The 10,531-nt window shown below is 76.1% G+C and carries 11 protein-coding genes; 2 read left to right on the top strand and 9 right to left on the bottom strand.

Features of this window, described 5'->3' with window-relative positions; genetic code table 11:
* The coding region (locus G6556_RS13405; protein ID WP_205693462.1) for a hypothetical protein at positions 1-384 on the top strand (384 nt) is incomplete at its 5' end.
* A 23-nt stretch (positions 385-407) separates the two neighbouring features.
* Here the strand turns inward: G6556_RS13405 and nrdG are convergent.
* From nrdG to G6556_RS13425, 4 genes are all read right to left on the bottom strand, one after another.
* On the bottom strand, positions 408-1,025 hold the full coding sequence (gene nrdG, locus G6556_RS13410; protein ID WP_166942229.1) for an anaerobic ribonucleoside-triphosphate reductase activating protein: 618 nt from the start codon (positions 1,023-1,025) through the stop codon (positions 408-410).
* A 1-nt stretch (position 1,026) separates the two neighbouring features.
* Positions 1,027-3,285: an anaerobic ribonucleoside-triphosphate reductase gene (gene nrdD, locus G6556_RS13415; RefSeq protein WP_240934491.1), complete on the bottom strand. Its 2,259-nt coding sequence runs from the start codon at positions 3,283-3,285 to the stop codon at positions 1,027-1,029.
* Between the two features lie 188 nt (positions 3,286-3,473).
* Positions 3,474-3,974: a GNAT family N-acetyltransferase gene (locus G6556_RS13420; protein ID WP_166942232.1), complete on the bottom strand. Its 501-nt coding sequence runs from the start codon at positions 3,972-3,974 to the stop codon at positions 3,474-3,476.
* Positions 3,971-4,546: a MarR family transcriptional regulator gene (locus tag G6556_RS13425; protein WP_166942235.1), complete on the bottom strand. Its 576-nt coding sequence runs from the start codon at positions 4,544-4,546 to the stop codon at positions 3,971-3,973. Before G6556_RS13425 ends, G6556_RS13420 begins: the two co-directional genes overlap by 4 nt.
* 106 nt (positions 4,547-4,652) lie before the next feature.
* Between G6556_RS13425 and G6556_RS13430 the strand changes: the two genes are divergently transcribed.
* Complete coding sequence (locus G6556_RS13430; protein WP_166942238.1) at positions 4,653-5,285, top strand: NAD(P)H-dependent oxidoreductase; 633 nt, start codon at positions 4,653-4,655, stop codon at positions 5,283-5,285.
* 35 nt (positions 5,286-5,320) lie between these two features.
* Here the strand turns inward: G6556_RS13430 and G6556_RS13435 are convergent, their stop codons facing one another.
* The 5 genes from G6556_RS13435 to G6556_RS13455 all read right to left on the bottom strand — a co-directional run bounded on the left by G6556_RS13435 (position 5,321) and on the right by G6556_RS13455 (position 10,372).
* Positions 5,321-5,959, bottom strand: coding sequence for a response regulator transcription factor (locus tag G6556_RS13435; RefSeq protein ID WP_346774893.1), 639 nt, complete (start codon positions 5,957-5,959; stop codon positions 5,321-5,323).
* Entirely contained in the window at positions 5,956-7,131 is a 1,176-nt protein-coding gene (locus G6556_RS19960) for a histidine kinase (RefSeq protein ID WP_166942241.1), read from the bottom strand. The genes G6556_RS13435 and G6556_RS19960 overlap by 4 nt, the downstream gene beginning before the upstream one ends.
* Positions 7,132-7,190: 59 nt before the next feature.
* The gene (locus tag G6556_RS13445; RefSeq protein ID WP_166942244.1) at positions 7,191-8,003 is read right to left on the bottom strand and encodes an ABC transporter permease; all 813 of its coding nucleotides are present in this window, start codon (positions 8,001-8,003) and stop codon (positions 7,191-7,193) included.
* Positions 8,000-9,013, bottom strand: a complete 1,014-nt coding sequence (locus G6556_RS13450; protein ID WP_166942247.1) for an ABC transporter ATP-binding protein — start codon at positions 9,011-9,013, stop codon at positions 8,000-8,002. Before G6556_RS13450 ends, G6556_RS13445 begins: the two co-directional genes overlap by 4 nt.
* A 135-nt stretch (positions 9,014-9,148) precedes the next feature.
* Positions 9,149-10,372, bottom strand: a complete 1,224-nt coding sequence (locus G6556_RS13455; RefSeq protein WP_166942250.1) for a saccharopine dehydrogenase NADP-binding domain-containing protein — start codon at positions 10,370-10,372, stop codon at positions 9,149-9,151.
* Between the last annotated feature and the right edge of the window lie 159 nt (positions 10,373-10,531).

Genomic DNA, 10,531 nt, shown 5'->3' on the forward strand with positions numbered 1-10,531 from the left:
GGGTCGCCGCTCGCGCTGACCGCCGGCGCGTCCGTCGTCGGGCTGCCCGACGGCGTGACCGCACCCCCCGTGGGCGCCGTCGCGGGCGCGTCCCGGACCACCGACCCGTCGCTGATCTACGTCGTGACGTTCGGGTCGAGCACCTGCCCGATGGTCGCGGACCCCGAGGCGGTCACGACGGGTGCGGCCGACGTGGGCGCCGTCGAGATCACGTTCCCGGAGCCCACCGCGGCCGCGTGCACCGCGGACTACGTGCCGGCGACCACCGTCGTGGCCCTGCCCGACGCGTCGTCGGGCGACCTGCAGGTCGTCCTGGGCCCGGCGGGCGACGTCACGCTCCCGGCGGGCTCGACCGAGCCGCAGTGGGTGGTCGACCAGGGCTGACCGGGTCCGGCCGGCGGCCGGGGTCAGAGCAGCGCGCGCCGGTCCGGGGGTGCGCCGACGTCGCCGGCGGTCACCAGGCCGCCGCGGGGGACGGCCCGCCCCACGGCGAGCGAGGCCGGGACGTCCAGCACCCGCTGGTTCCGGCTGCCCCGGAACGCGAGCGTGAGGTCGCGCTGCGCGAGCTCGAACCGGCCGTCCACCAGCACGTCGAGCTCGCCGAGCAGCTCGGCCTTGTCGTCCTGGCCGGCCGCCGCCTCGGCCAGCAGCTCCTCGAAGGTGTAGCCGGTCCAGCACCACACGTCCTTGGCCCGGCCGTGCTCGGCGCGCAGCCGGCGCACCACCCGCAGGCAGACGCCGGTGCTGAGGAACGGCTCGCCGCCGAGCAGCGACAGCCCCTGCACGGCCTCGTGCGCGAGGTCGGCGGCGACCCGGTCGGCGAGCGCGTCGTCGAACGGGGTGCCGTACCGGAACGACCAGGCGGCCTCGTTGAAGCAGCCGGCGCAGGCGAACGGGCAGCCTGAGACGTACAGGCTGCACCGCACGCCCTCGCCGTCGACCATGACGAACGGCTTGTAGTCGGCCACCCGGTCCTGGCTCAGCGCGGCCGCGCGCCACTGGCCGACCGCCGGGGTGCGCGCCACGTCAGCCGCGCCCGGCGTCCCCGCCCGCCGCCGCGAGCGAGGTCGGCCCGGGCAGGTGCTTGACCCGCGAGGAGATCTCCACGTGCCGGCCGTGCACCATCGGCCGCTGCTGCGGGTTGCCCAGGTACCCGCAGGTCCGCTTGACGACGTCGCAGGTGCGCGGGTCGGTGTTGCCGCAGCCGGGGCAGGCGAACCCGCGCTCGGTCGGCGTGAAGTCGCCGGAGAACCCGCACTCCAGGCAGCGGTCGATCGGGGTGTTCGTGCCGAGGTAGCCGACCCGGTCGTAGGCGTAGTCCCACACCGACTCGAGCGCCTTCGGGTTCTGCTGCAGCACCGGGTACTCGCAGTAGTGGATGAACCCGCCCGACGCGTACGGCGGGTACTCGGCCTCGAAGTCGAGCTTCTCGAACGGGGTCGGCGCCTTGCGGACGTCGTAGTGGAACGAGTTCGTGTAGTAGTCCTTGTCGGTGATGTCCGGGACGAGGCCGAACTTCTTGGTGTCCAGCCGGCAGAACCGGTCGGTCAGCGACTCGGACGGCGTGGAGTACACCGAGAACTGGTAGCCGTGCCGGGCCGTCCACTCCTTCGCGCGGGCGGCGAGGGTGCGCAGCACGCGGAGCGTGAACTCCTTGGCCTCCGGGTTTCCCTCCCAGTCGCCGCCGTAGAACGCGGCCGCGGCCTCGTACAGCCCGATGTAGCCGAGCGACACCGTCGCGCGACCGCCCCGGAACAGCGCGTCCACGTCGTCGTCCGGCGCGAGGCGCTGCCCGAACGCGCCGTGCACGTAGAGGATCGGCGCGTTGGCCGGGACGGCCTCCTTGCACCGCTCGACGCGGTAGAGCAGCGCGTCGTGCACGGTCTCCAGCCGCTGGTCGAGCAGGGCCCAGAACGCGTCCAGGTCGCCGCGGGTCTCCAGGGCGATGCGGGGGACGTTGAGGGTGACCACGCCGAGGTTCATCCGGCCCTCGACGACGTCGTGCCCGTCCTCGTCCGTCCAGCCCTGGAGGAAGGACCGGCAGCCCATCGGCACCTTGAACGAGCCGGTGATCTCGACGATCTTGTCGTAGCTCAGGACGTCCGGGTACATCCGCTTGGTGGCGCACTCGACGGCCAGCTGCTTGAGGTCGTAGTTCGGGTCCTCCGCGGTCAGGTTGACCCCGCGGCGCAGCGTGAAGATGAGCTTGGGGAAGATCGCCGTGCGGCGCTCCTTGCCGAGGCCGAGGATGCGGATCTGCAGGATCGCGCGCTGGATCTCCCGCTCGAACCAGCCGGTGCCGAGGCCGAACCCGACCGACGTGAACGGGGTCTGCCCGTTGGACGTGAACAGGGTGTTGATCTCGTACTCGAGGCTCTGCATCGCGTCGTAGACGTCCTTGCGGGTCTTCTCCTCCGCGTAGGCGCGGCGCCGCTCCGGCTCGGAGACCCACTCCTCGGCGTCGGCCAGGTGCTTGGCGAAGTTCCGCTCGGCGTACGGGGCCAGCAGCTCGTCGATCCGGTTGACCGAGCAGCCGCCGTACTGGCTCGACGACACGTTCGCGATGATCTGCGAGATCTGCGCGGTCGCGGTCTGGATGGACCGCGGCGGGTCGACCTGGGCGTTCCCGATCCGGAACCCCTCGGACAGCATCGTCCGGAAGTCGATGAGGCAGCAGTTCGTCATCGGGGCGTAGGGGTGGTAGTCGAGGTCGTGGTAGTGCAGGTCGCCCTTGGCGTGCGCGTTCGCGACGTGCGGCGGGAGCATCCGCAGGCCGATGGCCTTGCCCACGGCGCCGGCCGTGAGATCGCGCTGGGTGTTGAAGACGTCGGCGTCCTTGTTGGCGTTCTCGTGGACGACCGAGGAGTCCTTGCCGACCAGCTGGCCGATCGAGTGGTTGACGTCGAGGGCCTTCGACCGCGCCAGGTCCCGCTGCACCCGGTAGTCGATGTACGCCTCGGCGACCTCGTACTCGCGGGCCTCTAGCAGCGTGTGCTCGACGACGTTCTGGATCTCGTAGATCCGCACCTCGCCGGTGAACCGGGCGGCGAGCTCGGCGTCGATCCGCTCGACGAGCTCTGCGATGGTGAGGTCGTGCAGCGGGCCGAGCAGGCCGTGCACGTGCGCGAACGCCCGGCCCAGCGCGCTGTGCACCCGGATGGGGTCGAACGGGAGCGCGCGGCCGTCCCGCTTGCGCACGACCAGCCCGGCGGCGGCCGAGGGGGACTGCGGCGGGACCGGTGCGGTTCCCGCGAGCTCCGGTGCGTGCGGTCCCACCAGCGTCATGCGTATCCACTCCCGGTCTGCTCAAGGCACTAGATGTAGTGCCTTGCACAGACTGTCAACCCCACATGTGGGGTCTCGTGGGACGAACGTCCCGCGGCGGCGGTGCGCGGCGGCGGGCTCCTGGGGCGTTCACCCGAACGGAGCAGCGGTGCCCCCGGGCGAGCGCCCGCAGCCCCGCGACGCCCCGGTCAGCCGACCGTGAGGCGCTTCTCGTAGCATCGGGACTGCAGCGGCAGCGCGGTGTCGTACGGCGGGTACGTGGGGATCCGGGTCCAGCCCAGCGCGGTGTAGAGCGACTCGGCCTCCGGCTGGCGGTCGCCGGTCTGCAGGATCACGCGCCCGGCACCCGCGGCGCGGGCGAGCCGCTCGACCTCGGACATGATCGCGCGCCCGACCCCGCGGCCGCGCTGCCCGGCCGCCACGACGACGCGCTTGACCTCCAGCTCGCCGCCGTGGTCCCGCAGCGCCGCGTGCCCGATCGGGGTGCCGTCGTGGTCCACCGCGAGCACGACGTGCCGGACCGCGGCCGGGTCGACGGTGAGGGCGGCCTGCGCCGCGGCGCTCATCGGGCCGGCCGAGGCGTAGCGCGCGCCCATCTCGGCGTCCATCGCGTCGCGCAGGGCGGCCGCCCGCGGATCGGCCCAGTCGACGCGCTCGAGCAAGTACGACGTGTCGGGCGTGGTGGTCATGCGGCGGGTCCCCCGGTGGTGTCGTGCGCTGCGGCCGCCGCGGTGCACGCGGCCGAGACGGTGGTGTCGGCGGCGGTGCAGGCCGGCAGCAGGTCCGCGACCTCCGGCGCCGCGCGCCGGACGACGGTGAGCGCCGCGTCGCCGAGCGCCGCCATGCGGTCCGGGCCGAGCGCGTCGACGACCAGCCGGCGCACCTCGCGGACGTGGCCCGGCGCCGCGCGGCGTAGCTGGTCCTCGCCGCCCTCGGTCAGCCGGGCGCTGGTGCGCTTGCCGGCCGCCACGCACGAGCCGCGGGTGACCCAGCCGGCCTGCTCGAGCCGCCCGACGGCGTGCGACAGCCGGGACGGCGAGCTCTGCGTGAGGCGCGCGAGGTCGCTCATCGGGATCTCGCCGTGCGGCCGCTCGGACAGCGCGACCAGCACGTTGTACTCGTAGAGGTTCATCCCGGAGTCCCGCTTGAGCTGCGCGTCGAGCGCGGCGGGCAGCGTGGTCAGCAGCGCGACGACGGCCTTCCAGTCCTCGACCTGGGCGTCGGAGAGCCACGGGGTGGCGTCCTCGACCCGCTGGCTCATGCTCCGATGGTACCGGACTTGAACATTCAACACGGCGGTGCCTAGGGTGTGTGTTGAACATTCAAATCCGCGCCGCACGGCGGCGCCGTCCCCCCCGGGAGTCCCCATGACCGTGCTCCGCGTCGACGCCTCCATCCAGGGCGCGCACTCCGCGAGCAGCGCGCTCGCCGACGTCGTCACCGCCGAGCTCGCCGCCGCCCGCCCCGACGAGACCGTGGTCCGCCGGCACCTGGGCGAGCAGCCGCTGCCCGCCGACGCCTGGGCGACCGCTGTCGGCGCGGGCTGGACGCCCGCCGAGCAGCGCACCCCCGAGCAGGCCGCCGCCGTGGCGCTCGCGGTCGAGGTCGCCGACGAGCTCCGGGCCGCCGACGCCGCCGTGCTCGCGCTGCCGCTCTACAACTGGGGCGTCTCCCAGCACGTGAAGACCTGGATCGACCTGGCGATCGCCGGCGGCACCCCGGGCGACGCGTACCTGGCGGGCAAGCCGGTCGTGCTGATCGTGACCCGCGGCGGCGGCTACGGCCCGGGCACCCCCAAGCACGGCTGGGACCACAGCATCGACTACCTGCGCCGCATCGTCGGCGAGGTGTGGGGCGCCGACCTCACGGTCGTCGAGCGCGAGCTGACCCTCGTCGGCGTGAACCCGGCGATGGACGCGCTGGCGGAGCCGGCGGCGCTGATGAAGAAGGAGGCCGAGGCCGCCGCGGCGGCGGCCGGCCGGGCGCTCGCGGCGCGCTGACCCGCGCGCGGGGGCGGGTCCCCGGGCGCGCCGGGTCAGCGGCCGAGCAGCCAGCCGTTGTCCTGCGCGATCCGGACCGCCTCGGCGCGGGTGCGGCCGCCGGTCTTGCCCATCGCCGACGACAGGTAGTTCCGGACCGTGCCCTCGGACAGGTACGTCTCGCGGGCGATGTCGGCGACCGTCCCGCCGCCCGCGGCGTGCACCAGGACGTCCCGCTCCCGCTCGGTGAGCGGGCTGGTGCCGATCGCGAGCGACTCGACGGCGAGGTCCGGGTCGACCACCCGCAGCCCGCGGTGCACGCGGCGCACCGCGTCGGCGAGCTGCTCGGCCGGGGTGTCCTTGACGACGAACCCGCTGGCGCCGGCGTCGAGCGCGCGCCGCAGGTACCCGGGCCGGCCGAAGGTCGTGACGATCAGCGACCGGCACGCGGGGTGCTCCCGGCGCAGGGCCGCGGCCGCGGCGATGCCGTCCAGCCCGGGCATCTCGACGTCCAGCAGCGCGACGTCGGCACCCGCGGCGCGCGCGGCCGCGACCACCTCGTCGCCGCGACCGACCTGCGCGACCACCGTCAGGTCGGGCTCCAGGTCGAGAAGCGCGGCGAGCGCCCCGCGGACCAGCGCCTGGTCGTCGGCGAGCAGCAGCCGGATCGGGCCGGCGCCCGGCTCGGCGCTCACCGGGACGCCCCGGCGGCCGGCGTCGCGGTGACGCGCAACCGGTAGCCGCCGAGCGGGCCGCGGCCCGTCTCGACGCGGGCCCCGGCGCGGCGGGCGCGCTCGGACAGCCCGGCGAGGCCGTTGCCGGAGCCGCGGCCGGCGGCGTCGGCCGCGTCGGCGCCGTCGTCGTCGATGGTCAGGGTGTCGGCGGACAGGGTCACGCTGACCCGGGTCGCGGCGGCGTGGCGCAGCACGTTCGTGGTCCCCTCGCGGACGGCCCACGCGAACAGCTCGCGCAGGTGGTCGGGCACGGCGTCGAGCGCGCCGGGCACGTCGGCCTCGATCCCGGCGGCGTCGAACGCCTGCCGCGCGCCGGCGAGCTCGCCGGCGAGGGTCACCGCGCGGGTGCCGGCGACCATCCCCCGCACGTCGGCGAGCGCCGCGCGGGCCAGGCCCTGCACCTCGAGCACCTCGGTGCGCGCCCGGTCGGCGTCGACGTCCATCAGCCGCGCCGCGAGCTCCGCCTTCACGGAGATCACCGTGAGGCTGTGGCCCAGGATGTCGTGCATGTCGCGGGCGATGCGCTCGCGCTCCTGCTCGACGGCCAGCACCGCGACCTCGTCCCGGGCGGCCTGCAGCTGGCGGTTCCGCTGCACGAGCTGGGTGAAGCCGAACACCGCGAGCGTGGCCAGCACGACCGAGATCACCAGGTCGTCGATCGGCTCCCAGCCGGGGACGACCCGGGGGAGCACGAGGATCGCGGCGATCGACGCGGGCGCGACCAGCAGCGCCCGCGGGTCCCGGAGCAGGAAGATCGCGGACACCCCGACGAACACCAGGCCCACCAGCCCGTACGCGTCCGCCGCGAGCGTCGCCAGCACGACGAGCACCAGCTGCCCGACCAGGACCGCGGCGGCCTGCGGCAGCGGGGTCGCGCGGCCGAACGGCCCGGCGCGGCTGATCACCACCCACGCGAACGACGCCGCCAGCAGGGCGACGGCCACGAGCGAGACGACCCGCTCCGGCCCGGGCGCACCGTCCCACGCGGCCTGCCAGGGCTGGAGCAGGAACACCACCCACACGACGCCGAGCGCGGGGCCGACGACGCGCATCACGCGGCGCCCCTCGCCCGGCGACCACCCGGCGTCCCGGGTGGGGCGCGGGGGTCGGTCGGCGGTCCCGTCGCTGCTCACGCGGCCCACGGTAGCCACGCGGGCGCGCGCCGCGGCGCGGCCGTCCGCGGCGGAGCGGGTCACACCCGGGCGGTGTCGCGGCGGAACCGCCACGCGGCGCCGCTGACGAACACCGCGGCCCAGGCCAGCACGTTGACCACCGCCCACACCGGCACCCCGTCCCCGGTGAGCGGGGCCCGCACGATCTCGGCAAGCCCGTAGGTCGGGGAGACCTGGGCGATGTCCGCGAACAGCCCGTCGCCGAGCGGCACGAACAGCCCGCCGGCGAACGCCAGCAGCGCGAGCACCGGGCCGAGTATCTGCATGACGTTCTCGGCCGGGAGCAGGTAGCCCATGAACAGGCCGAACGCCGCGAACACCACCGACCCGGCCCAGGCCAGGGCGACGCTCAGCGCGACCCGCCCGGCGTCGCCGCTCGCGCCCGACACCAGACCCACGACGGTGACGACCAGGGCCGACGCCAGCCCGAGCACCATCGCGACCACGACCTTCGTGGCGACGTACGTGGCCGGCCGCAGCGGGGTGAGCCGCAGCTGGCGGGTCCAGCCCTGGGCGCGCTCGACGGAGACGCTCGCCCCGCCGCCGGTCGTGGCCAGCATCGCGCCGTACAGGGCCATCGACGTCATGATCCAGGCGGTGACGTTCGCGTGGCCGACGGACTGGGCCGTGTAGGCGTCGGCCGTGCCGAAGATCAGGAAGAACACCGGCGGCATGACCAGGGTGAAGATGATCGTCCGGCGGTTGCGGAGCAGGCGGCGCAGCTCGACGGCCAGGAACGCGGGGTTGAGCAGGCCGGCGCGCGGGGCGCGGTCGGCGTCGGCGGCGGGCGCGGTGGTGGAGCCGGCGGTGGCGGTGGTGGCTGCGGTGGTCATGCGAGGCTCCGGGCGGTCTCGGTGGGGCGGTCGGCGGTGGTGCCGACGGTGGGGTCGGTGGTCGTGGCGCCGTCGCCGGTGAGCGCGAGGAACGCGTCCTCCAGCCCGCGCGCGGTGATCTCGACGTCGGACGCCGCGGTGGCGGTGAGCAGGTGCCGGGCCACCCCGTCGGAGTCGGTGGTGCGGACCAGGAGCCGGTCGCCGCGCCGCTCCACCGCGCGGACCCCGGGCAGCGCGCGCAGGGCCGCGACCTCGGCGTCGTCGGCGCCGGGCAGCGCGGCGGACACCAGGCGGCCCGCGGCGAGGTTCTTCACCTGGGCCGCCGACCCGTCGGCGACCACCCGGCCGTGGCTGACCAGGACGACGCGGTCGGCGTAGGCGTCCGCCTCGTCGAGGTAGTGCGTGGCGAACAGGATGGTGCGCCCGCGGTCGGCGTCGGCGCGCAGCGCGTCCCAGAACGCGCGCCGGCCCTCGACGTCCATGCCGGTGGTCGGCTCGTCGAGCACCAGCACGTCCGGGTCGGGCAGCAGCGCGAGCGCGAACCGCAGGCGCTGCTGCTGGCCCCCGGAGCACTTGCCCACGGGCCGGTCGGCGATGTCCTCGATGCCCGCGCGGCGCAGCACCTCGGCGGTCGACCGGGTGGCGCGGAAGAACGACGCGGTGACCCGCACCGTCTCCCGGACCGTCAGGTCCTTGAGCAGCCCGCCGGTCTGGAGCACCGCGGCGACGCGGCCCTCGGCGATCGCGCGGTCGGGGTCGAGGCCGTGCACCCGGACCGTGCCGGCGTCGGGCCGGGCCAGGCCGAGCAGCAGGTCGATCGTGGTCGTCTTGCCCGCGCCGTTCGGCCCGAGGAACGCGACGACCTCGCCCGGGCGGACCGCCAGGTCGATGCCGTCGACGGCCCGGACCGGGCCGAACGACTTGCGCAGGCCGCGGAGGTCGATCGCGAGCGGCCCGGCGGCCGGCGCGCGGGCGGCGTCCGGCGGGGCGAGGGGTGCGGTGGCGTCCATGCGGACCAGCCTGGCGCGGGCGGCGGCGCGGGTCCCCGGCCGCGCGTCACCGGCTCGGCATGACGGATGTCATGCGGGCGCGGGCCGGCGCGCGGACGGTCGCGGACGACGGGACGCCGCCCCGTGCCCGCCGGCTCAGACGGCGACCGCGTCCAGGCGGAAGCCGCAGGCGCGCAGCCGCTCCACCAGGGCGTCGCTCAGCGCCGTCGCCGGGGTGAGCGAGCCCGCGCGGTCCGGGAGTGCGGGGCCGTCGAGCGCCAGCGCCAGGGCCGCCTCGCCCAGCATCACGGCGGTGGCGGCGTACCCCGGGTCGCCGGACGCCTGCACCCGCGCAGCGTACCGCCGCCCGGACGCCGACGTCGCGAGGAACCGGTGCCGGAACCAGCCCGCCTCGCGGGTGACGGGGTCCGGTCCGTCGCCCGCCGCGGGCAGCACGCGCTCGACCAGCGCCCGCGTCGGCGGCAGCGCGAGGGCGGCCGCACCCAGCGCGGTCACCCCGGCGAGCGCGGCGGCACGCAGCAGGCCGGCCGGCCCGCGGCCGGCGTCGAGGTGCTCGGCGTACCGCAGCCCGCGGCCGTAGGCCCAGCCGGTCAGGGCGTTCGACCGCCGGACCACGTGCGCGTCGAACGGGGCCATCACCGACGGCGCCGCCCAGCGTCCGGCCACCCGGTGCGGCAGCGTCATCAGCCGCGGCTGCGCGGTGGCCGGCTCGGCCGCGCGGTCCGGCGACAGCGCGGAGGGGTCGGCGTGCAGCCGCCGCACCCGCGGATCGGTCCGCACGGCCTCCACCTCGCCGAGCAGCGACGCCACCGTCCCGCCGGACACCCCGCCGCGCGCCGCGACCAGCGCCTGCACGTCCGCCAGCCCGCCGTCGTCGCCGGCAGCAGTGGCGGCCCGGTGCAGCAGGTGCACGCCGAGGTCCGACGGGATCGAGTCGTAGCCGCACGCGTGCACCAGCCGGGCGCCGGTGGCGCGCGCCCGCGCGTTCGTCGCGTCGACCGCGGCCCGGACGAAGGCGAGCTCGCCGCTGAGATCGGCGTAGTGCGTTCCGGCCGCCGCGCACGCCTCGACGACGGGAAGGCCGTGCCGGCCGTACGGGCCGACGGTCGACGCGAGGGCGGTGGTCGAGCCGGCGACCCGGCGGAGCGCCGGGGCGTCGGTGACGTCCACGACCACGAGGGGCCAGTCCGCGGCGGACGCCGGCAGTCGACGGCGCACGGCGGCCAGCCGCTCCGGGTCCCGCCCGGCCAGGGCGACCCGCGTGCCCGGCGTCGCCGCGCGCGCCAGGTGCTCGGCGGTGAGGGCGCCGACGAAGCTCGTCGCACCCAGCAGGACCAGGTCGTGCTCGCGGTCGGCCATGCGGGCACGGTAGGCACCGGCGGAGCGCGGCGCGCGGCGGGCGGGGCGGAGCGTCGAGTTCGCCGGTGCGCGCGTGGGGGCCCCGCGCAACCGGCGAACTCGCGAGCGCGCGGCGCGCGCCGGGCCCGCCGCGGCCGCCGTCCCGCGCAGGGGTCGGGG

It is taken from the genome of Cellulomonas sp. IC4_254 (genome assembly GCF_011603975.1).
Classification (GTDB): Bacteria; Actinomycetota; Actinomycetes; order Actinomycetales; family Cellulomonadaceae; genus Cellulomonas.

Excerpts from the sequence above, each read along its gene's own strand:
- nrdD (WP_240934491.1), bottom strand. The coding sequence starts at position 3,285 with ATGACGCTGGTGGGACCGCACGCACCGGAGCTCGCGGGAACCGCACCG.
- G6556_RS13420 (WP_166942232.1), bottom strand. The coding sequence starts at position 3,974 with ATGACCACCACGCCCGACACGTCGTACTTGCTCGAGCGCGTCGACTGG.
- G6556_RS13425 (WP_166942235.1), bottom strand. The coding sequence starts at position 4,546 with ATGAGCCAGCGGGTCGAGGACGCCACCCCGTGGCTCTCCGACGCCCAG.
- G6556_RS13430 (WP_166942238.1), top strand. The coding sequence starts at position 4,653 with ATGACCGTGCTCCGCGTCGACGCCTCCATCCAGGGCGCGCACTCCGCG.
- G6556_RS13445 (WP_166942244.1), bottom strand. The coding sequence starts at position 8,003 with ATGACCACCGCAGCCACCACCGCCACCGCCGGCTCCACCACCGCGCCC.
- G6556_RS13450 (WP_166942247.1), bottom strand. The coding sequence starts at position 9,013 with ATGGACGCCACCGCACCCCTCGCCCCGCCGGACGCCGCCCGCGCGCCG.
- G6556_RS13455 (WP_166942250.1), bottom strand. The coding sequence starts at position 10,372 with ATGGCCGACCGCGAGCACGACCTGGTCCTGCTGGGTGCGACGAGCTTC.